Origin of the sequence: Curtobacterium sp. MCSS17_007, from assembly GCF_003234175.2 — a bacterium.
In the GTDB taxonomy this organism is placed as follows: Bacteria; Actinomycetota; Actinomycetes; order Actinomycetales; family Microbacteriaceae; genus Curtobacterium.
This window is the reverse complement of sequence record NZ_CP126257.1, coordinates 2,501,900-2,525,976: the sequence shown is the minus strand read 5'-3', so window position 1 is coordinate 2,525,976 and position 24,077 is coordinate 2,501,900. Positions and strand designations below refer to the sequence as shown.

At 71.0% G+C, this 24,077-nt stretch carries 25 protein-coding genes; 11 read left to right on the top strand and 14 right to left on the bottom strand.

What is annotated here, in order from left to right; translation table 11 throughout:
• Nucleotides 1-174: 174 nt before the first annotated feature.
• The 3 genes from DEJ22_RS11975 to DEJ22_RS11965 are packed head-to-tail and all read right to left on the bottom strand — an operon-like array spanning nucleotide 175 to nucleotide 3,484.
• The gene (locus tag DEJ22_RS11975) at nucleotides 175-1,092 is read right to left on the bottom strand and encodes a carbohydrate ABC transporter permease (RefSeq protein ID WP_111227800.1); all 918 of its coding nucleotides are present in this window, start codon (nucleotides 1,090-1,092) and stop codon (nucleotides 175-177) included.
• 1 nt (nucleotide 1,093) lies between these two features.
• Complete coding sequence (locus tag DEJ22_RS11970; RefSeq protein WP_111227801.1) at nucleotides 1,094-2,059, bottom strand: carbohydrate ABC transporter permease; 966 nt, start codon at nucleotides 2,057-2,059, stop codon at nucleotides 1,094-1,096.
• A gap of 54 nt (nucleotides 2,060-2,113) precedes the next feature.
• Nucleotides 2,114-3,484 (bottom strand): extracellular solute-binding protein, encoded by a 1,371-nt coding sequence (locus DEJ22_RS11965; RefSeq protein WP_111227802.1) that lies wholly within the window; start codon nucleotides 3,482-3,484, stop codon nucleotides 2,114-2,116.
• Between the two features lie 229 nt (nucleotides 3,485-3,713).
• Between DEJ22_RS11965 and arfA the strand changes: the two genes are divergently transcribed.
• Complete coding sequence (gene arfA / locus DEJ22_RS11960) at nucleotides 3,714-5,216, top strand: arabinosylfuranosidase ArfA (RefSeq protein WP_111227803.1); 1,503 nt, start codon at nucleotides 3,714-3,716, stop codon at nucleotides 5,214-5,216.
• 225 nt (nucleotides 5,217-5,441) lie between these two features.
• On the opposite strand, the gene DEJ22_RS11955 is transcribed toward arfA, so the two are convergent.
• The gene (locus DEJ22_RS11955) at nucleotides 5,442-5,897 is read right to left on the bottom strand and encodes a GNAT family N-acetyltransferase (RefSeq protein WP_111227804.1); all 456 of its coding nucleotides are present in this window, start codon (nucleotides 5,895-5,897) and stop codon (nucleotides 5,442-5,444) included.
• Between the two features lie 80 nt (nucleotides 5,898-5,977).
• On the opposite strand from DEJ22_RS11955, the gene DEJ22_RS11950 reads away from it, so the two are divergent.
• Complete coding sequence (locus tag DEJ22_RS11950; RefSeq protein WP_181430938.1) at nucleotides 5,978-6,154, top strand: hypothetical protein; 177 nt, start codon at nucleotides 5,978-5,980, stop codon at nucleotides 6,152-6,154.
• A gap of 12 nt (nucleotides 6,155-6,166) precedes the next feature.
• On the opposite strand, the gene DEJ22_RS11945 is transcribed toward DEJ22_RS11950, so the two are convergent.
• Together DEJ22_RS11945 and DEJ22_RS11940 are read right to left on the bottom strand one after the other, a co-directional pair.
• Nucleotides 6,167-7,192: a helix-turn-helix transcriptional regulator gene (locus DEJ22_RS11945; protein ID WP_111227805.1), complete on the bottom strand. Its 1,026-nt coding sequence runs from the start codon at nucleotides 7,190-7,192 to the stop codon at nucleotides 6,167-6,169.
• Nucleotides 7,189-7,392 carry a hypothetical protein gene (locus tag DEJ22_RS11940; RefSeq protein WP_146241784.1) on the bottom strand — a complete coding sequence of 68 codons (204 nt, stop codon included), beginning with the start codon at nucleotides 7,390-7,392 and terminating at the stop codon, nucleotides 7,189-7,191. Before DEJ22_RS11940 ends, DEJ22_RS11945 begins: the two co-directional genes overlap by 4 nt.
• 296 nt (nucleotides 7,393-7,688) lie before the next feature.
• On the opposite strand from DEJ22_RS11940, the gene DEJ22_RS11935 reads away from it, so the two are divergent.
• Nucleotides 7,689-8,396 carry a GAF domain-containing protein gene (locus DEJ22_RS11935; RefSeq protein WP_181430939.1) on the top strand — a complete coding sequence of 236 codons (708 nt, stop codon included), beginning with the start codon at nucleotides 7,689-7,691 and terminating at the stop codon, nucleotides 8,394-8,396.
• A complete protein-coding gene (locus tag DEJ22_RS11930; protein ID WP_111227808.1) occupies nucleotides 8,393-9,151 on the top strand; it encodes a GAF and ANTAR domain-containing protein in 759 nt (252 codons plus the stop codon). The genes DEJ22_RS11935 and DEJ22_RS11930 overlap by 4 nt, the downstream gene beginning before the upstream one ends.
• Here DEJ22_RS11930 and DEJ22_RS11925 read toward each other — a convergent pair.
• Both DEJ22_RS11925 and DEJ22_RS11920 read right to left on the bottom strand, forming a co-directional pair.
• The gene (locus DEJ22_RS11925; protein ID WP_258379681.1) at nucleotides 9,140-10,222 is read right to left on the bottom strand and encodes a GNAT family N-acetyltransferase; all 1,083 of its coding nucleotides are present in this window, start codon (nucleotides 10,220-10,222) and stop codon (nucleotides 9,140-9,142) included. The genes DEJ22_RS11930 and DEJ22_RS11925 overlap by 12 nt on opposite strands.
• Before the next feature lie 91 nt (nucleotides 10,223-10,313).
• Nucleotides 10,314-11,171, bottom strand: coding sequence for a 3-hydroxyacyl-CoA dehydrogenase (locus tag DEJ22_RS11920; protein WP_111227809.1), 858 nt, complete (start codon nucleotides 11,169-11,171; stop codon nucleotides 10,314-10,316).
• Nucleotides 11,172-11,343: 172 nt separating this feature from the next.
• On the opposite strand from DEJ22_RS11920, the gene DEJ22_RS11915 reads away from it, so the two are divergent.
• Nucleotides 11,344-12,096: a GAF and ANTAR domain-containing protein gene (locus DEJ22_RS11915; RefSeq protein ID WP_181430941.1), complete on the top strand. Its 753-nt coding sequence runs from the start codon at nucleotides 11,344-11,346 to the stop codon at nucleotides 12,094-12,096.
• Between the two features lie 12 nt (nucleotides 12,097-12,108).
• Here DEJ22_RS11915 and DEJ22_RS11910 read toward each other — a convergent pair whose 3' ends face one another.
• Complete coding sequence (locus DEJ22_RS11910; protein WP_111227811.1) at nucleotides 12,109-13,098, bottom strand: LacI family DNA-binding transcriptional regulator; 990 nt, start codon at nucleotides 13,096-13,098, stop codon at nucleotides 12,109-12,111.
• A gap of 228 nt (nucleotides 13,099-13,326) precedes the next feature.
• Here DEJ22_RS11910 and DEJ22_RS11905 point away from each other — a divergent pair, with 228 nt between their 5' ends.
• From DEJ22_RS11905 to DEJ22_RS11890, 4 genes are all read left to right on the top strand, one after another.
• A complete protein-coding gene (locus tag DEJ22_RS11905; protein ID WP_111227812.1) occupies nucleotides 13,327-14,262 on the top strand; it encodes a carbohydrate ABC transporter permease in 936 nt (311 codons plus the stop codon).
• A complete protein-coding gene (locus tag DEJ22_RS11900) occupies nucleotides 14,259-15,248 on the top strand; it encodes a carbohydrate ABC transporter permease (RefSeq protein WP_111227813.1) in 990 nt (329 codons plus the stop codon). Before DEJ22_RS11905 ends, DEJ22_RS11900 begins: the two co-directional genes overlap by 4 nt.
• 104 nt (nucleotides 15,249-15,352) lie before the next feature.
• On the top strand, nucleotides 15,353-16,684 hold the full coding sequence (locus tag DEJ22_RS11895; protein ID WP_111227814.1) for an ABC transporter substrate-binding protein: 1,332 nt from the start codon (nucleotides 15,353-15,355) through the stop codon (nucleotides 16,682-16,684).
• Between the two features lie 75 nt (nucleotides 16,685-16,759).
• Nucleotides 16,760-18,625 carry a glycoside hydrolase family 35 protein gene (locus tag DEJ22_RS11890; RefSeq protein ID WP_111227815.1) on the top strand — a complete coding sequence of 622 codons (1,866 nt, stop codon included), beginning with the start codon at nucleotides 16,760-16,762 and terminating at the stop codon, nucleotides 18,623-18,625.
• A gap of 135 nt (nucleotides 18,626-18,760) precedes the next feature.
• Here the strand turns inward: DEJ22_RS11890 and DEJ22_RS11885 are convergent, their stop codons facing one another.
• Nucleotides 18,761-19,213, bottom strand: coding sequence for a hypothetical protein (locus DEJ22_RS11885; protein WP_111227816.1), 453 nt, complete (start codon nucleotides 19,211-19,213; stop codon nucleotides 18,761-18,763).
• Nucleotides 19,210-19,518 (bottom strand): biopolymer transporter Tol, encoded by a 309-nt coding sequence (locus tag DEJ22_RS11880; RefSeq protein ID WP_111227817.1) that lies wholly within the window; start codon nucleotides 19,516-19,518, stop codon nucleotides 19,210-19,212. The genes DEJ22_RS11885 and DEJ22_RS11880 overlap by 4 nt, the downstream gene beginning before the upstream one ends.
• Before the next feature lie 45 nt (nucleotides 19,519-19,563).
• Here DEJ22_RS11880 and DEJ22_RS11875 point away from each other — a divergent pair, with 45 nt between their 5' ends.
• Nucleotides 19,564-20,637 (top strand): spore photoproduct lyase family protein, encoded by a 1,074-nt coding sequence (locus tag DEJ22_RS11875; RefSeq protein WP_111227900.1) that lies wholly within the window; start codon nucleotides 19,564-19,566, stop codon nucleotides 20,635-20,637.
• 85 nt (nucleotides 20,638-20,722) lie between these two features.
• Here the strand turns inward: DEJ22_RS11875 and DEJ22_RS11870 are convergent, their stop codons facing one another.
• The 3 genes from DEJ22_RS11870 to DEJ22_RS11860 form a co-directional block, all read right to left on the bottom strand.
• Nucleotides 20,723-20,899, bottom strand: coding sequence for a CsbD family protein (locus tag DEJ22_RS11870; RefSeq protein ID WP_111227818.1), 177 nt, complete (start codon nucleotides 20,897-20,899; stop codon nucleotides 20,723-20,725).
• A 130-nt stretch (nucleotides 20,900-21,029) separates the two neighbouring features.
• Nucleotides 21,030-22,124 carry an SDR family oxidoreductase gene (locus DEJ22_RS11865; RefSeq protein WP_111227819.1) on the bottom strand — a complete coding sequence of 365 codons (1,095 nt, stop codon included), beginning with the start codon at nucleotides 22,122-22,124 and terminating at the stop codon, nucleotides 21,030-21,032.
• 36 nt (nucleotides 22,125-22,160) lie between these two features.
• Nucleotides 22,161-22,559 carry a DUF3253 domain-containing protein gene (locus DEJ22_RS11860; protein WP_111227820.1) on the bottom strand — a complete coding sequence of 133 codons (399 nt, stop codon included), beginning with the start codon at nucleotides 22,557-22,559 and terminating at the stop codon, nucleotides 22,161-22,163.
• 124 nt (nucleotides 22,560-22,683) lie between these two features.
• On the opposite strand from DEJ22_RS11860, the gene DEJ22_RS11855 reads away from it, so the two are divergent.
• Nucleotides 22,684-23,964 carry an alpha-amylase family glycosyl hydrolase gene (locus DEJ22_RS11855; RefSeq protein WP_220033789.1) on the top strand — a complete coding sequence of 427 codons (1,281 nt, stop codon included), beginning with the start codon at nucleotides 22,684-22,686 and terminating at the stop codon, nucleotides 23,962-23,964.
• Nucleotides 23,965-24,077: the final 113 nt, after the last annotated feature.

The window sequence follows — 24,077 nt, the reverse complement described above, 5'->3', positions numbered from 1 at the left end:
TGGTGATCCCGGGCGTACCGGGTCGCTCAGACCCACCAGGTACGCCCGGTTCGATCAGGTGCGCCCGTTCCGACCAGGGAGGTTCGGCAGGCGGGAGACGGGCCCTGCCACACGACGGACGGGAGGCACGGTGCCAGCTGGCACCGTGCGTCCCGTCCGCACGCGTTCCGTCGTCTAGCCCTTCAGGCCCGAGCCCGTCACGCCCTCCACGATCTGCCGCTGGAAGACCAGGTAGAGGATGATGAGCGGCAGCGCCGCGAGGATCGCACCGGCCTGGATGTCGGCGTAGCGCTGCCCGAAGCTGCCCTGCACCGTGGCGAGCCCGACCGGGATCGTCATGAGGTCCGGGTTCGACAGCACGAACAGCGGCAGGAGCAGGTTGTTCCAAACGCCGACGAAGGTCAGGATCGTCACCGCCGCGATCACGGGGCGCGAGAGCGGCAGGATGACCGACCAGTAGATCTTCCACATGCCCGCGCCGTCGATGCGCGCCGCCTCCTCGAGCTCCTTCGGGATGCCGTCGAAGAACTGCTTGAAGATGAACACGGCGATCACGGCGGGCACCTGCGGGAAGATCACCGACCAGTAGGTGTTGAGCAGGCCGACCGCGTTGAGCTCCTGGAAGATCGGGATGATCAGGACCTGCGTCGGGATCATGATGCCGAGGATGATCAGCAGGAACGCGATGTTCCGGCCGCGGAACACGAGCCGCGACAGCGCGAACGCCGCCATCGACGCGAACAGCACCGTCAGCACGGCGGTCACGACGCTCGTGATGCCGCTGGCCAGGTACCAGTTCCAGATGTCGCCCGACCGGAACAGGGTCGAGTAGGAGTGCAGCGTCGGGTTCCAGTTCGACAGGATCGCGTTCGCGCCGAGCGCCGCGACGCCGTTGTCGGACAACGACGTCTTCAGGGCGAACAGGCTCGGGATGAGCCAGATGATCGCGAACACGGTCAGGATGACCGCGGCGACGATGTTGAAGCCCCTGCCGGAGACGCCGATCTTCGCGGCGTTGGCGGGCGCTGCCGCCGAGACGCCGGAGCGCAGCTTGCGGGGACGGGAGGTCGTGATGCTCTCGGTGGCGGTCATGTCAGGCCCCGATCTCTCGCTTGGCGGCAGCGCGCTCGACGAGCTGCCGGATGACCGCGATCGCGACGATCACGATGAACAGGAGCACCGACGCGGCGGACGCGGCGCCGAGGCGGTTGTCGGTGAAGCCGACGCCCGTGATGAGCTGCAGCGAGACCTGGGTCGAGATGCCCGGACCGCCGTTCGTCATCAGGTACACCTGGTCGAAGATCTTCAGCGACGCGATGATCTGCAGCAGGATCACGAGGGTGGTGGTGCGGCCGAGCAGCGGGAGCGTGATCGACTTGATCTGCTGCCAGTTCGAGGCGCCGTCGACGGCAGCGGCCTCGTACAGCTCGCGCGGGATCTCCTGCAGGCCGGCCAGGTAGAGCACGAAGTTGAAGCCGAGCGTCCACCAGACCGTGGCGATCGCGACGCCGATCATCGCGGTGTTCGGGCTCGACAGCATCCCCGAGCCGGGCGTCATGCCGAGGGCGGACTGCAGGCTCGCCCAGAGACCGGTCGACGGCGTGAAGATGAACACCCAGATGAGCGAGATCGTCGCCGACGGCAGGATGAACGGCAGGAAGAACGCCAGGCGGAAGAACCACTGGCCGCGGTTCATCCGGTTCGTGAGCACCGCGAAGACGAACGCCAGGACCACCAGTGGCGGCGTCGTGTAGAGCGTGAACTGGAGCGTGTGCCACAGCGACGACCAGAAGTCGCTCCGTCCGAGCATCTCGGCGTAGTTCGCGAAGCCCGCGAAGCTGCCGAGTCCGGTGCGGACGGTCGAGGTGTTGAAGAAGCTCGTGACGAGCATCCACACGGTGGGGCCGAGCAGGAAGGCCACGTAGAACAGGCCGAACGGCGCGAGGAAGAGCCAGCCGGAACGGCCCTGGCCCCGGTTGGTCGCGTTCGTGCGGGGACGTGCGCGCTGGGTGACGGTGGCGGCGTCCGTGGGTCGGGTGAGAACTGGTGCAGCGGTCACGTCATCGTGCCTTTCGCGCGGTGTCCACTCGGACGAGGGGGATCACGTGCCCGGTCACAGCGGGCTCGGGGTGTTGAGGTAGGTCGCGAGCTGGCCCTTGATCGCCGAGAGTGCCTGGGCGGGGGAGCTGCTGCCCTGCTGGACGAGCGCGAGCTGGGCGCCCACGATGCCCTCGAAGGTGGAGCCGGACCCGCCGTACCAGGCCGGGTCGTCGAAGACCGCGGACTCGGCGGCCGACGCGTAGTTCGACTGCGGCCGGAGGTCCTTGTACTGCGCACTGTCGAACGTGGGCATGTAGGCCGGCACGTGTCCGCCCTCGGCCCAGGTGAGGCTCTGCTCGAGCATCTGCTTGATGAAGAGCATGTGCGCCTTGCGCTGCTCGGGCGTGCGGTCCTTCTTCGGCAGGATGAAGGTGTGCGAGTCGGCCTGCGTCGCCGGCTTGTCGAACAGCTGCGGGATCGGCACCATGCCGAACTCCAGCCCCTTGATCGACTGCGCGGTGCTGATCTCCCACTCGCCCTGCATGAAGAAGCCGGCCTTGCCGTCGAACATGAGCGACTGCGCCGTCGCGTAGTCGAGCGCTTTGTTGAGCCAGCCCTCCCCGACCCACCTCTGGGTCATCTCCGTGACCGTGTTGTAGGCGTCCTCGTTGACGGTGAGCTTCGCGCCGCCGTCGCTGATGAACGGCGTCGCGCCCTCGATCTGGTTGTACATCGTCCAGAAGAAGCGCCACGGGGTCGCGGTCTCCGGTACGACGTTCGCGACGTTGAGCGCCGTCCCGCCGGTGACCTTCGCGACGGCGGCCAGTGCCGCTTCGAAGTTCTCGAGACCGTCGAGGTCCTTGAGCGTGCCGTCGCCGTCGATCAGGCCGGCCTTCCTGCACACCTCGACGTTGTAGAACAGCACGAAGGGATGCGTGTCCAGCGGGATGCAGATGTTCTTGCCGTCGGTCTTCTGCGCGGTCCAGGCCTTCTGGTTGAAGTCGCTCGCGCTGAGGCCGACGCTCGCCAGGTCGTCGTCCGTGATCGGGTCGAGCAGGTCGCCGTCCCACAGCGGCTTCGCGCGCGTGAGGTGGGCGATCGCGACGTCCGGCGGCTTGTTCCCGACGGTGGCGAGTGTGACCTTCGAGTAGTACGGGTTGCCCCAGGCGAACGTCGTCGCCTGCAGCGAGGACGAACCGCCGTGCTGCTTCGCGTACCCGTCCTCCATCGTCTGCATGCGGACGCCGTCGCCGCCGCCGAACAGGTTCCAGAAGACGAGCGTCTCCGGGTTGAGCGGGGCGCCGGCGATGCCGGCGGCGATCGGGCTCGAACAGGCGGCGAGCGGCAGGACGGCGGCACCGGCGGCTGCGCCGGCGAGCAGTGTCCGCCGGGTGAAGGCACCGCCGCGGGACTGCGGGGTGGGTACGGCTGGTCGGATCGGCATGGCATCACTCCATCGGGACGGGCCGAGCGGAGCGGTCGTTGCTCCGTGAGCGCTCACATTAGCGATCCACCCGAGGGTCCGCCACCCCTTTCGTGAACGTCACGACGAGGACGCGGACCGGCTTCCCCACGGGGGCGAAACCCGCTAGCGTTCTTGCAGACGTGAGCGCTCACTTTCGTACCGGGCCGATCACGTCGGCGCACTTGCCCCAGCAGATCGAAGGAGATCCATGCCCCGCACACACCTCGTCCTCGACGCCGCGTTCACCGTGGGGCCGGTGCGCCGTCGCCTGTTCGGCGGGTTCGTCGAGCACCTCGGACGCCACGTCTACGACGGCATCCACGAGCCCGCGCACGAGACCGCCGACGAGCACGGCTTCCGCAGGGACGTCATCGACCTCGTCAAGGAGCTGAACGTCTCCGCGATCCGCTACCCCGGCGGCAACTTCGTGTCCGGCTACAAGTGGGAGGACGGGGTCGGCCCCGTCGAGCAGCGTCCCCGCCGCCTCGACCTCGCCTGGCACTCGACCGAGACGAACGAGGTCGGCCTGCACGAGTTCCAGCACTGGCTCGACCGCGTCGGCTCGGAGCTCATGCTCGCCGTCAACCTCGGCACCCGCGGCACGCAGGAGGCGATCGAGCTCCTCGAGTACGCGAACATCGACGCCGGTACCGCGCTGAGCGAGTACCGCCGCTCGAACGGCCGCCAGGAGCCCTTCGCCGTCAAGATGTGGTGCCTCGGCAACGAGATGGACGGGCCGTGGCAGCTCGGTCACAAGAACGCCGAGGACTACGGCAAGCTCGCCGCGATGACGGCGAAGGCCATGCGCCAGATCCAGCCCGACCTCGAGCTCGTCGCGTGCGGCTCGTCCGGTGCCTCGATGCCGACGTTCGGCGAGTGGGAGCGCACCGTCCTCGAGCACACCTACGACGACGTCGACTACATCTCGGCGCACGCGTACTACGAGGAGGACGACGACATGCCGTCGTTCCTGGCCTCGGGCGTCAACATGGACCACTTCATCGACACGGTCACGACCGCTGCCGACCACGTCAAGGCGCACAAGAAGTCGGACAAGCGCATCGACATCTCGTTCGACGAGTGGAACGTCTGGTCGATCAAGCGCTGGGAGGCGCAGGCCAAGACCTTCACGCTCGACGAGTGGCCGGTCGCACCCCGTCTGCTCGAGGACGTCTACACGGTCGCCGATGCGGTCGTCGTCGGCGGGCTCCTCATCTCGCTGCTCCGGCACGCCGACCGTGTGGCGTCGGCGAGCCTCGCGCAGCTCGTCAACGTCATCGGCCCGATCATGACCGAACCGGGCGGCCCGGCCTGGCGCCAGACGACGTTCTTCCCGTTCTCCGTCACGTCGCGGCTCGCGAACGGGACCTCGCTGCAGGTGAAGGCCTCGGGCGACACCGTCGACGGCGGCAAGTACGGCGAGGTGCCGGTCGTCGACTCGGCCGCCACGGTCGAGGACGGCAAGGCGGCGGTGTTCCTCGTCAACCGCCACCAGACCGAGTCGACCACGGTCACGATCGACCTCGCCGGCCTGTCGGTCGAGGGCGACGTCCACGCCGAGGGCCTCTGGGACGACGACGTGCACGCCGTCAACGACCTCGCGGACCGCGAGCGCGTCGGCCTCCGCACGAACGAGACCGTCCGCCGCGAGGGCGACACGATCACGATCGAACTGCCGCCGGTCTCCTGGACCGCGGTGTCGATCGGCTGACCCGACCGCCGACCACGGTCGGCGCACGAACGCCTCGGCGAGCGCTCCGGTGAGCGTCGAGTGAGCACGGAGGGCACCGGCCCGCGCGAGCGGACCGGTGCCCTCCGCTCGTGGTGCGACGTTCCGGACGGGAGGCGCGGTGCGGCCCCGCCACGGGCCTGGCGACCCGGGACGTGCCCGACGGGAGGCGCGACGCGGTCCTGCGCCGTACCTCCCGTCCGGCGGTCAGTCCGCGGGAGGCCGCATGTCGTACGTGACCCAGGGGGTCGCGGTGGCGACGCGGTCGTACACGGCGCGGGCAGTGGCGTTGTCCTCGGCGGTGATCCACCGGACGACGCTGGCCCCCTCGGCGGCGGCGACGGCGGCGGCCTCCCGCAGGAGCGCGGTCGCGACGCCGCGATGGCGTGCCTCCGGCGCCGTGAAGAGGTCGTCGAGGTACAGCCCGGTCGTGGCCGACGACGGGCGGGCGAAGCGGCGCAGGTCGGCGAGCCCGACGAGCCGGCCGTCCGCGTCCTCGGCGACCAGACCGAGGATGCCGTGCGCACTCTCCGAGACCCAGCTCCACGTGGTGCGGACGGCCGCCGGGTCGTCCGGCAGGTGGTAGGAGGCGCGGTACCCGGCGTACAGCTGCTGCCACGCGGCGGCGTCATCGGGGGTGACCGGACGGACGGAGGTGCTCATGTGGGCAGCCTAGGGCGACGGCGCTGTCCCATCTCCGCGCAGATGCTCGATCCGGCGGGGCTCGTGCCTACAGTGCTCGCGTGGACCGGGGACAGCAGCACGAGGCCGAGACGCAGACCGAGCTCGGGCGGTTCCTCGACGACTTCGTGCGGTCGATGGAGACGTGGTCGTCGCGAGATGCCCGGTCGTCGCAGGACGCGAGGTCGTCGCGTGCGGGGACCGTGCCGGACACCCGTGACGGTGACCTGCGGGACTGAGCCCCCGCCCGGTCAGCGTCGCAGGGTGCGTCGCGGGTACTCGCCGTACGCCTGCGCGTAGGTGCCGGAGAACCGCCCGAGGTGGGCGAACCCCCAGCGGCGGGCGACCTCCTGCACCGTCGTGGTTCCCGGGTCCGAGCGGAGCAGCTCGATCCGGACGCGCTCGAGGCGGACCCGGAGCAGGTACGTCATCGGCGTGCAGTCCAGGTGCCGTTGGAACGCCTCCTGCACCGAGCGGACACTGAGGTCCGCGGCGCGCGCGATGGCGCCCACCGTGAGCGGTTCGTGGACGTGCTCGTGGATGAACTCCACCGCAGCCCGGAGCCGCGACAACCGCGGCAGGAGGACGACCTCGGGGATCTCCGGGAGCGCCGGCGGGTAGAGCGCGAGGAAGGCCGCCGCGGCGTCGCGGGTGAGCGTCTGCCACAGCAGCGTGCCCACCCCGTTCCGCAGCTCCCGTGCGAGCAGGGTCATCTGGCCGCGCCACCGGGCGACGGCAGCCGGGTCGAGCGTCCGCAGGTGGTCGAGTGCGAGGTCCTCCACCGGACCGGTGCGGTAGCGCTCCTCGGCGACGTCGTGGACGAGGGACCGGGACAGGTGCACGAGGCGCTGGTCGTAGTCCTGGTACTCGAAGACGAACTCGCGGTCGGTCGGGAAGAGCATCGGGACGCCGATGGTGAGCGGCACCCGGTCGCGCCGCACGTCGGGGACGCCGGCTCCCTCGGTGAGCCACTGCACGATGTAGTCGTCGGTGCGGGGGATCGCGCCGCGGATGGCGCCGGCGATCTTCGAACGACGGAGCGTGACCGCGTCGTCGCCGACGGCCGTGTACCGGTACGCGAAGGGCCGGTCGGTCGCGTGCGCCGCCCACCCACGGCCGTCGTACAGGCCACCGACCTCCGCGACGACGCCGTCGGGGCTGGTGCCGAGCGCCTCGAGCCGGACGGCGTGCCGCGACGGGATCGGAGCCGTGTCCTCGTGGCGCTCGGACTCCGCCGTCGACAGCGTGTGGGGCCGCGGGATCGTCGCCGTGCTCACGGTCGGAAGAAGGCGTCGTACGACGCGTCGGGGCCGAAGCCGGCGGTCCGGAGGCGGACCTGCGCGGCGAGGACGGCCGGGTCGGTCGGGCCCACGCGGGTGCGCCACCCCACGCTCGATGCCGGGTGGTCCTCGGCGCGGACGGGAGGCGCGTAGGTCGTCCGCGTACGCGGCCCGGTCTCGGGATCACTGCTGATCATCGTGCTCACCCCTGAACGGCTCGGATGTCGTGGTCCGGAAGCGGCCGGGGTCTGGGGCAGCTGCCCCCACCGTAGGACAGCGGCGTCCCCACGCAAAGCGCAGCCGGGGAGACGATCCGAAGTGCGCGGGTGAGCCGGACCAGGCGTGCCGTTCGCGATGAGGTCCGCGGCCGCTCAGTACGGTGGGATCGCCCCCGAGCGGCGACACGGGCGACGGGAACGACAGGGAGGACCTCGGTGACGGACGGACACCAGGCCACCCCCGGGTCGTCCCGAGCACTGATCGAGGTGCAGCCGTGACCGGGACCGCACCGGGGGCCCCGACGAGCGCCGGGGACGACGACGACGCCCTGGTCGCACCGTTCCTGGGCCTGCCGGTCGACGGCGTCGCGATCTCGACCCTCGGGGACCTGCTCGGGTCCGAGACGGTCAGCGCGACGAACCCCTTCGCAGCGCGCGGCGACGAGATCCAGATCGACCTCGGGGAGGGGCCGGTCTGGGAGGCGGTGCGGACCGGTGAGCCCGAACTCCACGACGACCTCGATCGAGCGCCGATCGCCGCGTGGCCCGCTGCGCGGGAGGCGTTGCTCGGAGCGGGCGCGACCGCCGTCTTCGCCTTCCCGATGCGCGTCGGCGGTCTCGACGTCGGCGCGGTGACGCTGTACGCGCGGTCGGGCACCGGACTCCGGCACGACGAGGTCCCACGACTCGTCCGGCTCACGGGGGTCACCGCGAGCCGTGTCCTCGCCCGCGGGCTGCGCCTCGCCGAGGACGACCTGCCGGGCGCAACGCGCGCGGGGGCGTACTCTCGCCGACAGGTCCACCAGGCGGTGGGCATGGTCGCGGCGCAGACCGGCACCACCACGTCGGACGCCGCACTGCTGCTCCGGGCGGCCGCCTTCTCCTCGGGGCGCTCGGTGGTGGAGACGGCGGAGGCCGTGCTCGCACGGATGCTCGACCTCAGTGGTGCGCCGTCCGACGAACCAGGAGGGACCACGCCATGACCGATGACCGAGAGCGACGGCTGCTCGACGCCTTCCTCGCCGCCACGGACACGCTCGTGGCCGAGTACGACGTCGTGGAGATGCTCCAGAGCCTGGTCGAGGACGTCGCCGACCTCTTCGGCGTGGACGCCGCGGGCATCATGCTCGCGAACCAGCGCGGTGACCTCGAGGTGGTCGCCGCGACGAGCGAGGAGACCGCCCTGCTCGGGCTGTTGCAGCTGGAATCGGGCGAGGGCCCGTGCGTCGAGGCGTACGCGAACGGCGCGACGGTCGTCGTCGACGGTCCCGAGGACATGCGCAGCCGGTGGCCGCTCTTCGCGGCCGAGGCCGAGCGAGCCGGCTACGTCGCCGTGCACTCGATCCCGCTGCGCGTCCGCGACAGCGTCCTCGGGTCCATGAACCTCTTCCGCACCGAGCGCGGGTTCCTCGACGAGGGTGACGCCCTCGCCGCGCGGGCGCTGACGGACGTCGCCACCATCAGCATCCTGCAGCAGCGCAGCGCCGACCAGGCGCTCCGGACCCAGCAGCAGCTGCAGCAGGCGCTCGACAGCCGCGTGGTCGTCGAGCAGGCCAAGGGCTTCCTGGCGCACACCCACCGCGTCGGTGTCGAGGACGCCTTCGCCCTGCTGCGCGAGTACGCCCGGACCAGCCAGCGCCGGCTCCACGACATCGCCCAGGACGTGGTCGAGCGCCGGCTCGTGATCCCGGGTGGCAGCGACGTCTCGGCGATCGGCTCGGCGCCGTCAGGACGGTGACGTCCGCGAGCGGGACGACGCGCGAGCCCGGCCCTTGATCTCCTCGATGACGGCGGTCTTCGCGTCGGAGTACGCGTTCATGTCGTCCCACGTGCGCTCCATCAGCGCCCGCTTCGTGTCCTCGTAGCGCCGGCGGTCGGCCTCGTCGGCCCGGAGGTGGTCGCGGAGGAGCAGGTACTCGTCGACCGCCCGCGCGCCGTGCTCGTACACGTGCACGTGCGCGTCGCGCTCCGGCGTCCGCACGAGGCGGTGCCCGGGTTCGCGGACGCGGAGCTCGTAGCCCGCGGCGAGCAGCGGGTCGAGCCAGGCAGCCTCTTCGGTGATGTCGGGCACCGAGACCACGACGTCGACGATGGGCTTCGCCGCCAGCCCCGGCACCGAGGTCGACCCGATGTGCTCGATCGTGACGTGCTGCCCGCCGAGGGCGTCGTCGATCCGCGAGCGGTGCTCCTCGTAGCGCACGGCCCATCCGGGGTCGTACTCGTGCAGGCCAACCGCGAGCGGTTCGGGGCCGCCGACGATCGCCACGTCCGTGACGTCGGGTCGTGCGTGGGCGCCCGTGCGGATCCAGTGGTGCAGCAACGTGTGCCCGTCCGGGTCGACCACGCTGCGCTCGTACCGTCCGCCGGCGTGCTCGATGACCCGGCGGGACGCGGGGTTCGTCACGTCGCAGGTCAGCATGACCTCGGGCATCCCACGCTGGCCGGCCAGGTGGACGACCCGGGCGAGCGCCGCGGACGCCAGGCCCCTGCCCCGTGCCGACGGGCGGACGCCGTACCCGACGTGGCCGCCGTACGACCGGAGGAAGCCGTTGGGTTCGTGGCGGAGTGCGATGCTGCCGAGGTACTCGTCACCCTCGACGATCCAGCGGTAGGTGCACGTCACGTGGTCGGGGCTGGCGGGGACGGTCTCCTCGGCGAGGAGCTGGTCGACCCACCGTTCGAAGCCGGCCCGGTCGGCGATCGCCGCGGCGTCGCGGACGCCGGCGCCGTCCTGGTGAGCGCCGTCCCACTCCTGCAGGGAGCGCGCGAACGACGGGAAGTAGCTGCGGGCGGGCGCGACGAGTTCCATCCGGTGAGCCTAGGACGGACGCCAGGCGCGTGGCGGGGTCGCCACGCGCCTCCCATCCGGCGAGGTCGGCGTCCCGGGCGGGACAGCGGCGTCAGCGGTACCGGTAGAAGCCCTCGCCCGACTCCATGCCGTACTTGCCCTGGTCGAGGTACTCGGTGCGCAGGTGCTCCGCCCATGCCCGGGCGCCCGGATCGGGCGAGGCGCTCGCGATCGCGTGTGCGGTGCGGAGCCCGACGATGTCGTAGATCTGGAACGGCCCCACCGGTGCCCCGGTGCCGATGCGCCAGGTGGTGTCGACCGTCTCGGGATCGGCCACACCGCGGAGCACCAGGCCCGCGGCGGCGTCGAGGAACGGCACGAGCAGTGCGTTGAGGACGTAGCCCGGCTGCTCCTTGTGCAGGCGGATCGGGACCATGCCGATCTCCTCGGCGAACGACGCCACGCGGTCGGCCACCGCGGGGTCCGTCTGCTCGGTGCCCATCACCTCGGCGGTGTTCTGCCGCCACACGTGGTTCGCGAAGTGCAGGGCGAGGAAGCGGTCGGGTCGTCCGGTCGCGTCGGCGATGGCACTCGGCAGCAGCGTCGAGGAGTTCGTCGCGAAGACCGTGTGCTCCGGCGCGACCTCGGCCAACCGGGCGTAGACCTCGCGCTTGGTCGCGAGGCGTTCGGGTACGGCCTCGACGACGAGGTCCGCGTCGGCCACGGCGTGTGCGAGGTCGGTCTCGAAGGCGATGCGCGCAACGGCGGCGTCGGCGTCCTGTCGGGCGTCCTGCCCGACGTCGCCGAGGTACTGCTCGACGATGCCGGCGAGCCGCTCGCGGCCGGCGGCGACCGCGTCGTCACTGATGTCGTACACGACGACGGGGATGCCGTGGCGGGCGGTCTGGAGCGCGATCTGGGTGCCGAGCACGCCCGCGCCGAGCACGGTGACGGAGCTGAAGGTGGTCATGCGGCCAGTCTGCTCCCGTCGGGCGCCCGCACCGGTCTCGGTCCTGTCCGGGCCACCCCGGGCCCGTTTCCCGACCCTTCGGGGACATCCGGCGTGGCTCGTGGTCGTGTGCGCCTATGGTGGCACCAGGTCCTCCGGTCACCTCGACTGCCGGGCGGGAAGGCGGCGGGGTATGGAACAGGACCGAGAACGGCGGCTCATCGACGCGTTCCTCGTCGCGACGAGCACGCTCGTCGGCGAGTACGACGTCGTGGAGATGCTGCAGACGCTGGTCGACGAGGTCGTCGAGCTGTTCGCGCTCGACGCCGTCGGCATCACCCTGGCCAACGAGCGCCAGGAGCTCGAGGTCGTCGCGGGGAACGGAGCGCGAGCCCGGCTGCTCGAGCTGCTGCAGCTCGAGACCGGCGCCGGCCCTTGCGTCGAGGCCTGGAGCACGGGGACCCCGCGCTCGGCAGACGACCTCGACGAGATGACACGCAGCTGGCCGCTCTTCGCCGAGGCGACCGCGTCCGCTGGCTTCGTGTCCGTGTACTCGCTGCCCCTGCGGTCGCGGGACACCGTGCTCGGCTCGATGAACCTGTTCCGCTCGCGCCCGGGGCCCCTCGACGAGCGAGACCTCGCCGCGATCCGCGCGCTCACCGACGTCGCGTCGCTCAGCATCCTGCAGCAGCGGAGCGCGGACCAGGCAGTCCGGACGCAGGACCAGCTCCAGCGCGCGCTCGACAGCCGCGTGGCGATCGAGCAGGCGAAGGGGTTCCTGGCGCAGACGCACGAGGTCGACCTCGACGAGGCCTTCGCGCTCCTCCGACGGTGGGCGCGCTCGAACAACGTGCTCCTGCAGGAGGCCGCCCTCGGCGTGACCGCCCGACGGATCGTCATCCCGCCGCGCGCGTCCGAGGAGGGTGTCCGCCCCTCGGTCCGGTGACGTCCGGCTCGCTCAGGGATGCGGCGGAGCGGCGGTGCTCGACCGCTCGACCAGGCGCACCGGGACGAGGTCCGTCGCGGGGTGGACCGGTGCGCCCTCGATCTGGTCGAGCAGGGTGGCCACCGCACGGCGGCCGACCTCGTCGAAGGACTGGTGCACGGTCGTCAGCGGCGGCCAGAACGAGTCGGACTCGGGGGAGTCGTCGAACCCCACCACGCTGAGCGACGACGGCACCGGCCGGCCCGACTCGTGCGCGGCCCGGAGCACGCCGAGCGCGGTCTGGTCGTTCGCGGCGAACACCGCCGTGATCTCCGACCGGGCGGCGATCTCGAGCCCCGCGGCGTAGCCGTGCTCCGTGGTCCACCCGCCGTGGAACACCGGCGGGACCGCCCGGCCGGCGCGCTCGAGGGTGTCCTGCCACGCGGCCAGGCGCCGGGCCGCGGAGTACGACGACTCGGGACCGGCGACGTGCCACACCGTCTCGTGGCCGAGGTCGAGCAGGTGCTGCGTCGCCTGGCGCGCGCCGTCGGCCTGGTCGGTGTCGATCGCCGGGTGCTCGGTGGTGCCGGTCGAGTCGACGACGACCATCGGGACGCCGTCGGGCAGGGCGACCTCGGCCGTGTCGATGATGTGTGACTCGATGATGATCACCACGCCGTCGACGGCCTGTTCGTGCAGCCGTGAGAAGGCCGAGCGGACCCCCTCCTCGGTGCGCGAGGCCATCGGCAGCAGGGTGATCGTGAAGTCGGCTGCCCCGGCAGCGTCGGCGATCGCCTCGAGCGTGCGCATGTTGCCGAACGACGCGAGCGTGAACATGATGACGCCGATCGTGCGGAAGCGGCCCGAGCGCAGGGCGCGGGCGGCGCGGTTCGGCCGGTAGCCGAGTGCGTCCATCGCCCGCTGCACGCGGTCACGGGTGACCGGGCTGACGTTGTCGAACCCGCGTGCGACGCGCGAGACCGTCTGCATCGACACACCGGCGGCTTCGGCCACCGCGGCCATCGACGGCGCCCGGCGGCTGGCGGTCAGATCGGTCGACAACGTGGTTCCCTCCCGTTCGACTTCCCCGAACGCTAGTGCATGTTGACGTTGCCATGCTACGGTGACGTCGTTCGATGTTGACGTCAACATCGACGTCCTCCGGATCGGTGCCAGCGCAGGCAGCGTACGTCCCGAACGCACCTGCGGGTGCGGGGTCCGGAACACGAACGCAGCAGACAAGGGAGTCACATGAGCACGCTCGCAGCGCGCCCGGCCGAGGCGGCCTCCGCCCCGCGGCCGACCGCTCGCCGCCCGAAGCCCCGGGGGCGGTACACCGGCTGGCTGTTCGTCGGCCCCTTCGTCGTCGTCCTCGTGGCGATGCTCATCGTGCCGATCGGCTACGCCCTCTGGCTCAGCCTGTTCCGCGACCAGCTCATCGGCGGCAACCAGTTCGTCTGGTTCGCCAACTACGTGCAGCTGTTCCAGGACGCCGCGTTCTGGGAGGGCCTCGGCCGCGTCGCCCTGTTCCTCGTCGTGCAGGTGCCGATCATGCTCGGCCTCGCCCTCGTCGCCGCCCTCGCCCTCGACAGCGCCCGCCTCTGGGGCACCGGGTTCTTCCGCATCGCGGTGTTCCTGCCCTACGCGGTGCCCGGCGTCGTGGCCGCCCTCATCTGGGGCTTCATCTACGGCAACCAGTTCGGCCTGACCGGTGCCGCGAACGACGCGCTCGGCATCGACCTGCTCCAGCCCTTCAGCCCGACCTGGGTCCTCACGTCCATCGGCAACGTCGTCACGTGGGAGTTCCTCGGCTACAACATGCTGATCTTCTACGCGGCACTCCGCGTCGTCCCCGGCGAGCTCTACGAGGCGGCCGAGCTCGACGGCGCCGGCCCGCTGCGCACCGTCTTCTCGATCAAGCTGCCCGCCCTCCGCGGCCCGATGGTGATCGCCACGATCTTCTCGATCATCGGCAGCTTCCAGCTCTTCAACGAGCCGAACCTGCTGAAGACCCTCGCCCCGAACGTCATCGGCAGCGCCTTCACCCCGAACATGTACGCCTACTCGCTGTCCTTCAGCGGCCAGCAGTTCAACTACTCCGCCACCGTCGCCATCGTCATGGGCGTCATCACCGCCGTGATCGCCTACGTCGTCCAGGTCCGCGGAACCCGCCAGGAGAACCGATGAGCACCCTGCAGCAGCCCGCCGCCGGCGCGACCACCCCGGCCACGGTCACCGAGGCGACCACGACCCAGCGCGACCCGCGCGACGGAGCGGCCCGCGCCTCCCGGTCGGGCCGATCACGCAACCGCCGCCCCGTCGACGGACGCAAGGTGAAGCGCTCCGGTCTGCTGACCGCCGTGATGGTCGTCTTCGTCGTCTACTCGTTCGCGCCGCTGTTCTACCTGCTCGTGAACAGCACGAAGACGCAGGCGTCGCTGCTGTCGACGTTCGGCCTGTGGTTCGGCGGCGACTTCAACCTCTGGCAGAACATCGTCGACACCGTCACCTACAACGACGGCATCTTCATGCAGTGGCTCGGCAACACGCTGCTGTACGTGGTGGTCGGCGCCGGCGGCGCGACACTGCTCGCCACCGTCGCCGGCTACGGCATGGCGAAGTTCCAGTTCCCCGGCCGCCGGGCGGTGTTCGCCGTCGTCCTCGGCGCGATCGCCGTCCCCGGCACCGCCCTCGCCGTCCCGACCTTCCTGCTCTTCTCGCAGTTCGGCCTGACGAACACCCCGTGGGCGATCATCCTGCCGTCGCTCATCAGCCCCTTCGGCATGTACCTCATCTGGACCTACGCGATCGACGCGATCCCGACCGAGCTCATCGAGGCCGCCCGCATGGACGGCGCCGGCGAGTTCCGGATCTTCTTCACCATCGCGCTCAAGCTCCTCACCCCGGGCGTCGTGACGGTCCTGCTCTTCGCGGTCGTCGCCACCTGGAACAACTACTTCCTGCCGCTCATCATGCTGAGCGACCCGAAGTGGTACCCCCTGACGGTCGGCCTCAACCAGTGGAACGCGCAGGCCACCGGCTCCGGCGCGCAGCCGATCTACAACCTCGTCGTCACCGGATCGCTCCTCACGATCATCCCGATCGTCGTCGCGTTCCTCTTCCTCCAGCGCTTCTGGCAGTCCGGCCTCGCCGCCGGGTCCGTCAAGGCCTGACCCACCGGACGGGAGGTACGTCGGCAGCCCGCCACGCGCCTCCCGACCGGCACACTGCAGCACCACCCCATGCCCCCGAAACACGAAGAAGTGGAAGGCAACCCATGAACAAGCGACTCCGGCGCGGGCTCAGCGCCCTCGCCATCGGCGTCACCGCCGCCATCGCGATGACGGCCTGCGCCTCCGGCAGCTCCGCCGGCGGCTCGGCGGACGACATCGACAAGGCCCTGAAGGACGGCGGCACGCTGACCTACTGGTCCTGGACCCCGTCCGCGAAGGACCAGGTCGCCGCGTTCGAGAAGCAGTACCCGAAGGTCAAGGTCAAGCTCGTCAACGCCGGCACCGGTGCCGACCAGTACACGAAGCTGCAGAACACGATCAAGGCCGGCTCGGGCGCCCCCGACGTCGCGCAGGTCGAGTACTACGCGCTGCCGCAGTTCGCCCTGTCGGATTCGCTCGTCGACCTGTCCTCGTACGGCTTCGACGACCTCGAGAGCAAGTTCTCGAAGGGCACCTGGAGCAACGTCTCGATGGACGGCAAGGTCTACGGGCTCCCGCAGGACTCGGGCCCCATGGCGCTGTTCTACAACAAGAAGGTCTTCGACGAGTACGGCATCGAGGTGCCGAAGACGTGGGACGAGTACGTCGCCGCCGCGAAGAAGCTGCACGAAGCCGACCCGACGAAGTACATCGCCGCCGACTCCGGCGACGCCGGCTTCACCACGAGCATGATCGCCCAGGCGGGCGGCACGCCGTTCACCACCGACGGTGACAAGGTCACGATCGACCTGCACGACGCCGGCACCGAGAAGTGGACGAAGACCTGGGACCAGCTCGTCGAGCAGGGCCTGCTGTCGAAGACCACCGGCTGGACCGACGACTGGTACAAGCAGCTCGGCAACGGCGAGATCGCCACGATGGTCACCGGCGCCTGGATGCCCGGCAACCTGATGGCGAGCGTCCCGGGCGCGAAGGGCGACTGGCGCGTCGCGCCGATGCCGACCTACGACGGCGGCACGGCCCAGACCGCGAGCAACGGCGGGAGCGCCGAGGCGGTCATGAAGCAGACGAAGAACCCGGCCCTGGCCGCCGGCTTCCTCAAGTGGCTGAACTCCTCCGAGGAGTCCACGAAGGTCTTCATGGAGTCCGGCGGCTTCCCGTCGACCACCGCCGACCTCGAGTCGAGCGCGTTCCTGAACGAGAAGCCGGAGTACTTCGGCGGGCAGGAGATCAACAAGGTCCTCGTCGACGCCTCGAAGACGTCCGCGAACGACTTCACCTACCTGCCGTACCAGGTGTACGCGAACAGCGTGTACGCCGACACCGTCGGGCAGTCCTACCAGAACGGCACCTCGCTCGAGAGCGGTCTCGAGGCGTGGCAGAAGGCTCTCGTCAAGTACGGCAAGGACCAGGGCTTCACGGTCGAGAGCAAGTAACACCCGCGTTCCCCACACCCCGGGGCCGTGCGGACGCGACGTCCGCGCGGCCCCGTCGCACGAGAGAGACACACCATGCGCTTCGCCATCGGCGACACCGACTTCCTGCTCGACGGCGAGCCGCACCGGGTCCTGTCCGGCGCGATCCACTACTTCCGCGTCCACCCGGACCTCTGGCAGGACCGGATCCGCAAGGCGAAGCTGATGGGCCTCAACACCATCGAGACCTACGTCGCCTGGAACGCCCACGCGCCGCGTCCCGGCACCTTCAGCTTCGAGGGCGGCCTCGACCTCGGCCGGTTCCTCGACCTCGTCGCCGACGAGGGCATGCACGCCATCGTCCGCCCGGGCCCCTACATCTGTGCCGAGTGGTCGAACGGCGGCCTGCCGTACTGGCTCTTCGCCGACGGCACCGTCGGGGTGCGCCGGAACGAGCCGGGGTTCCTGGCAGCCGTGCAGGAGTACCTCGACCAGCTGGCGCCGGTCCTCGTGCCGCGCCAGATCGACCAGGGCGGCCCGATCGTGCTCGTGCAGGTCGAGAACGAGTACGGCGCGTACGGGTCGGACGCCGCGTACCTGCGCTCGCTCGAGCAGATGCACCGGGACATCGGCCTGACCGTGCCCTTCACGAGCGTCGACCAGCCGATGGGATCGATGCTCGAGGACGGCTCGCTGCCCTCGCTGCACAAGACCGGGTCCTTCGGCTCCCGCTCGACGGAACGGCTCGCCCGGCTACGCCAGGCGCAGCCGACCGGACCGCTCATGTGCTCGGAGTTCTGGGACGGCTGGTTCGACAGCTGGGGTGAGCACCACCACACCACCCCGGCCTCGGCATCGGCGGCGGACCTCGACGACCTGCTCGCCGCCGGCGGCTCGGTGAACATCTACATGTTCCACGGGGGCACGAACTTCGGGTTCACGAACGGTGCGAACGACAAGGGCGTGTACCGCCCCATCGCGACGTCGTACGACTACGACGCACCCCTCGACGAGGCCGGTCGGCCGACGGAGAAGTTCCACGCGTTCCGGTCGGTGATCGAGCGGTACGCGCCGGTCCCGCCGCTGCCGGCGTCGATGCAGCCCGGTGGGTCGGGTGTGCTGTCCGATGCCGGTGCGTCCGACGCGTCCGCTGTGTCCGCTGGTGCCGCTGCGTCCGTCGCCGGCCGGGAGGCTCGCCCCGCGCCCGCCGCGGACGTCGCCGTCCGGCTCGACCGGGTCGCGCCCCTGCGCACCCTGCTGCCCGCACTCACGGACTGGTCGACGCACGACGAGCCGCCGACCTTCGACGCACTCGGTGCCGCCAGCGGCTTCGTGCTGTACCGGACCGAGGTCGACCTGCCGGACGGCGGTGTCCTGACCGTCAGCACCGAGGTCCGCGACCGGGCCGTCGTCTCCGTCGACGGGGTCGTCGTCGGCGTCCTCGAGCGCGAGCACCACGACCGGGCGATCACGCTCCCGCCGGTCACCGGCACCCTCGAGCTGCTCGTCGAGGACCAGGGCCGCGTCGACTACGGGCCGCGCATCGGCGAGCCGAAGGGCCTCATCGGGGGAGTGGCGGTCGACGGTGTGCCCCTCGCCCGGTGGTCGTCGTCGCCGCTCGCCCTCGACCCGATCGCGCCGGCCGCGGTCGACCAGCTCGCGGCGCTGTCGCCCAGCGCCGGTGACGTGCTGGCCGGACCGGTGCTCGCCGCCGGGTCGTTCGACCTGACGTCCACCGAGGACCGCTCCCTGTCGCTCGACGGCTTCCGCAAGGGCGTCGCCTGGGTGAACGGCTTCTGCCTCGGGCGGTACTGGTCCCGGGGGCCGCAGAAGACCCTGGCCGTGCCGGGCCCGGTGCTGCGTGCCGGTCGGAACGAGGTCGTCGTGTTCGAGCTGCACGCCTCGGCGTCCCGCACGGTCTGCATGCTCCTCGAGCCGGACCTGGGGCACACCGAGGCGTAGCGCGCGGCACCGTGCCCGCGCGCTCGCAGGCAGCTGGCGCTTCCGGGCGTACCCGGTGGGAACGGGCGTACCTGATCAAGTGGATCGATCAGGTACGCCCGTTCCCACTTCCCAGCGCAAGCGTTCTGGGAAGGATCAGACGGCGCGGGCGGCGGCCCAGTCGCGGACGCGGAGCAGGCCCTCGCGTCGCCAGCGCCAGAGCTGAGCGAACCTCGTGCCGTCGTCCTCCCACGCCTGGGTCAGCAGCCAGATCTGTCGCCGCTGGCCGGCGCCGCGGTCGTCCCGCCACTCGACGGAACCGTCGTCGAGCACGGTCGTGATCCCGTCCCGCGGTGCCCGCCACGAGACCAGGAACCCGTCGTAGCGCAGCTCGTCGTCGGACAGACGGACACCGACGCGTGATGCCCGGACGGACAGGACGCTCCCCGTGATGACGAGGAGTGCGCCGAGGGCCCCGACGGTTGCCCGCGCGGACGAGCCAGGGATGAACACGACGCTGAGGAGTGCGATGCCCGTGCAGATCACGAGCGGCCCGAGCACGACGACGGTGAGGATGCGCTCCCACCGAGGCGCGCGGACGAGGGTCACGAGGTCTCGTCGAGGGCGTCGAGGTCGGCCAGGGCACGCTCGGCATCGGCGATGCGGTGGGCCTCGGGGCGGGTCCACCACTCGGGCCCCCGCTCGCCGAGCCCGTGCTTCGCCAGGCCGTTCCGGCGTCGGGCGGCGGCGAGGGCCTCCTCGTCACCGGCCCGCTTCGCCTGCTTGACCGCGTTCCGCCCGCGGCCGAGGTGCGAGCGCAGCGCAGCGGCGACGTCCTCGGGCAGCGCGGGGTCGGTGCGGCGCCACCGTCGGCCGTCGACGACGAAGAAGTGGTCGTCGGGTTCGGCGGGCATGCTCCCGAGTCTGCACCGTCGGTGGTCGGCGGTAGGCAGGTGTCGATGACGGAACCACCCGTGCGACCCATGCTCGACATCAGGCGCATCTACGCCGAGGACGCCGCCCTCGAGCTCCCGCGGGGGCAGGAGGTCCTCGGGCGCTGGCCGGACGCCGAGATCGTGCCCGTCGCGTCCCACTGGAACATCCCCGAGGTCCACGGCGACGAGCGCAACGTGCAGCGCTGGGTCCGGATCAAGACCGAGGCACTCGTGCTCGGCGTCAAGAAGTCGCTCGTCACCCGGCCGAACGGGCGTTCCGCCGACTTCATCGCCCCCTCGACCGCGAACGGCTGCGCGATGGCGTGCGCCTACTGCTACGTGCCGCGACGCAAGGGGTACTCGAACCCGGTGACGGTGTTCGCGAACATCGAGCAGATCACGAAGCACGTGGCGAGGAACATCGCGAAGCAGGGCCCGAAGACCGAGCCGAACCAGTGCGACCCGGATGCCTGGGTCTACGACATCGGCGAGAACAGCGACTGCTCGGTCGACGCGATGATCAGCGACAACGTGCGCGACCTCTGCGACCTGTTCCGCATGACGCCCACCGCGAAGGCGTCGTTCGCGACGAAGTACGTCAACCGCGACCTGCTCGACTGGGATCCGATGGGCCGCACGCGCATCCGCTTCTCGCTCATGCCGCACGAGACGGCGAAGGTGACCGACATCCGCACGAGCCCGATCGCCGAGCGGGTCGCAGCGGTGAACGACTTCGTCGACGCCGGGTACGAGGTGCACCTCAACTTCTCGCCGGTGATCCTCACGCCGACGTGGGAGTCCGACTGGGCCGAGCTGCTGCGTCAGGTCGACGACGTGCTGTCCCCGGCGGCGAAGGCGCAGCTCGCGGCCGAGGTCATCTTCCTCACGCACAACCAGCCCCTGCACGAGGTCAACCTCGGCTGGCACCCGAAGGCCGAGGACCTGCTCTGGCGCCCGGACCTGCAGGAGCAGAAGGTGTCGCAGAACGGCGCGGTCAACGTGCGCTACCGGTCGGGGATGAAGGGGCAGCTCGTCGAGCGGTTCCGCGAGCTGGTGGCCGAGCACCTGCCGTCCTGCCGCATCCGCTACGCGTTCTGACCCGGTCGCGGTCGGCGGAGCCGACCCCCGGGGACGGCGAACGCCCGCACCGACGAGCGGTGCGGGCGTCAGGGGTGGTCGACGATCACTTGCCGTCGAACGCGTCCTTGGCCTTCTCCTTGTCGAGGCGACCCTCGCCCATGACCTGGTCCTTCTGGCCCTGGTGCGTGAGCTCGGCGTCGTCGGTCTTCTTGCCGACGGCCTCCTCGACCTTGCCGGCGACCTTCTGCGTGACGTCCTTGGCCTTGTCTGCGAGCGACATGGTGTCTTCCTTCCTCCGGGAACCGCCGAGGGCCCCCGGCGTCTGTGCCACCGAGACAACCAGGGCCGTCACCGCGCTTCGCGGCTCGATCCGAGGTTGATGTACCCCGACCGCGTCGCGCGGGGTACGACTACGGGACGAGACGTTCGGCGCGGTACCGGTCGAACAGGTCCGTGAAGGCCCGCTCGGTGCGGCGGAACGCGGTGAAGCCCGCCTCGCGGCTCTTGCCCATGTCGGTGACGACCTCCATCGCCCGACCGAGATCGGCGTCGGTGTGCCACCACGACGCCAGACGCGTGATGTCGGACTCGGCGAGGCCGTACCGCTCGGCGATGCCGGCCCACGCCCCCTCGTGCGGGGCCATCTGCTCCTCGAGCGGCCGAGGACGGTCCCGGTACCCGACCACCCGCGCCGGGTCCACACCGAGGTGCGCGGCGAGCCGCGGCCACATCCACCGCCACCGGAAGACGTCGCCGTTCACCACGTTGAACGGCTCGTCGGCGCCCTCGGGGCTGGTGGCTGCCCAGACCATGTGCTCGGCGAGGATGCCGGCGTCGGTCATGTCGGTGAGCCCGTTCCACTGCGCCTCGCTGCCGGGGAACACGAAGTCCAGGCCGAGCTCCTTCGCGAGCGTGGCCTGCACGGCGATGGTCAGGCCCATGTTCATGGCGTTGCCGACGGCGTACCCGATGACGGTGTGCGAGCGGTGCACCGACCACGTGAACCCCTGGCGCTCGGCGGCCGCGAAGAGCTCGTCCTCCTGCGCGTAGTAGAAGTTCGGGGTGTCGAGGCGTGGCTCCTCCTCGTGGAAGGGCGTGTCCGGCATCTCGCCCGCTGCGTACGCCTCGAACGGGCCGAGGTAGTGCTTGAGCCCGGTCACGAGCGCGACGTGGGCGAGCGGCGCGTGTGCCAACGCGGCGAGCAGGTCACGGACCATGCCGCCGTTCACGCGGATGTTCTCGGCCTCGGTGTCCTGTCGCTGCCAGGCGGTGAAGAACACGTGCGTCGGCCGCTCGTCCGCGATGGCCGACGTCAGGGAGTCCGGATCACGGAGGTCTGCAGCGACCGTGCGGACACCGTCGCGAGCGAGCGGACGCCGGGAGAGCGCGGTCACGTCCCACCCGAGTGCGAGCAGGTGGTCGACGAGGGCGGAGCCGGTGATGCCGCTGGCACCCACGACGAGGGCTCCGGGACGGGCGGGGGTCGGTTCGGTCGTGTTCGTCATCGTGGTGGTGCAACGTCCACGGGCGACAGGTGTTCCCTACCGGGGGCGTCGGATCCGGATCGGGCCCTTCGCGGTCGACGGGTCGACGACGCTGCCGTGCTGGGTGATCTCCACCTCGCCCCGGGCCACCATGCGACGCGCTGCACGTCGAGCCGGTTCCATGAGCGGTCGCCAGTCGTCGGGCTCGAGGGAGCGGGCGACCTCCGACGGGCAGATGCTCGACGTCCGCGCGCGGGCGGCCAGCAGCTCGTCGATCCGCTGCTCGAGGGCGTGGTCGAGGTCGTCGACACCGTGCTTCCGGCAGGCGGCCGAGCACCACTTCGCGTCGGGGGACGCGGACGACGGCATCCGCCGGCCGCAGGACGCGCAGGTCCGCTCGGCGTGTGCGGCCTCCGACGCCGAGGCGTCCGCCGCGGTCCTGATCGCTCGTCCCATGCCGTCCATCCTGGTCCCGCTGTCCGCTCCCGCGCACAGCCCAGGCACGGCTGGCAGCATCGGAGCGGTGAACCCGGAGCCGAACGCACCCCGTCCTGACGAGCCCGCCTGGGTCGAGCACGCGATGTTATGGCACGTGTACCCGCTCGGTGCGGTCGGTGCCGACGTCCGCCCGGCGGCTCCTGTCGACGAACGGCCGGTCGAGCACCGCCTCGGGCGGCTCGTGCCGTGGCTCGACCACGTCGTCGACCTCGGCCTGAACGGACTGCTGCTCGGCCCGGTGTTCGCGAGCTCGACGCACGGCTACGACACCGTCGACCACTTCCGGGTCGACCCGCGGCTCGGCGACGAGTCCGACCTCGACGCGCTCGTCGCCGCCGCGCACGAGCGTGGCGTCCGTGTGGTGCTCGACGGCGTCTTCAACCACGTCGGACGCGAGCACCCGGCGTTCCGGGCACTCGCAGAGCAGGGTCCGGACGCACCGACTGCCGAGCTGTTCGCGGTCGAGCGGTCGGGGTGGCGGGCCGGTGACGCCGTGCCGGTGCGCGACTTCGAGGGGCACGACATCCTCGTCGCCCTCGACCACGACGGTCGGGCAGCGGAGGACCTGGTGGTCGAGGTGATGACGTACTGGCTCGACCGCGGGATCGACGGGTGGCGGCTCGACGCGGCCTACGCGGTGCCCCCGTCGTTCTGGGCGCGGGTGCTGCCACGGGTGCGCGAGCGCTTCCCGGATGCCTGGTTCAGCGGCGAGGTGATCCACGGCGACGCGGCCGCGATCGTGCGGGAGTCCACGATGGACTCGACCACGCAGTACGAGCTCTGGCAGGCGGTGTGGCACGGGATCGCCGACCGGAACTGCTTCGAGCTCGCGCACGCGGTCGAGCGCCACGACGCCCTGCTCGCCACGTTCGTGCCCACGACGTTCGTCGGCAACCACGACGTCACCCGGATCGCCAGCGCCGTGGGGGAGCGGTTCGCCGGGCACGCGGCGGCGGTGTTGTTCACCGTCGCGGGCACGCCCGTGCTCTACGCAGGCGACGAGTACGGCTGGACCGGGGTGAAGGAGGAGCGCGAGGGCGGCGACGACGCCGTCCGGCCGGAGCTGCCGGGGACGCCACCCGAGCCCACCGAGCTGACCCACGCGGTCGAGGCGCTCGTCGCCCTGCGCCGGCGGAACCCGTGGCTGCACCGCGCGCACACCGACGTCGTGCACCTGACCAACACCGCGGTCGTGCTGCGGACGGCGACCGCGGACGCGGCGGTGGTGACCGCTCTGAACCTTGCGGACGACCCGGTCGAGGTGCCCGCCGCCGACGCGACGCGGGTCGAGGCGGGCGGGGGCGACCTGGGTGACGGGACCCTGCGCCTCCCGGCCGCGGGCTGGGCCGTCCTGACCGCCTGAGCCCGCCCAGACCAGTCTGCGAAAGCGACAGACCTCCACGGAACTTCCGTGGAGGTCTGTCGCTTTCGCGGAGTACTCGCGCAGCGCGCGCAGCTCGGGAGTGACCGCGGGCG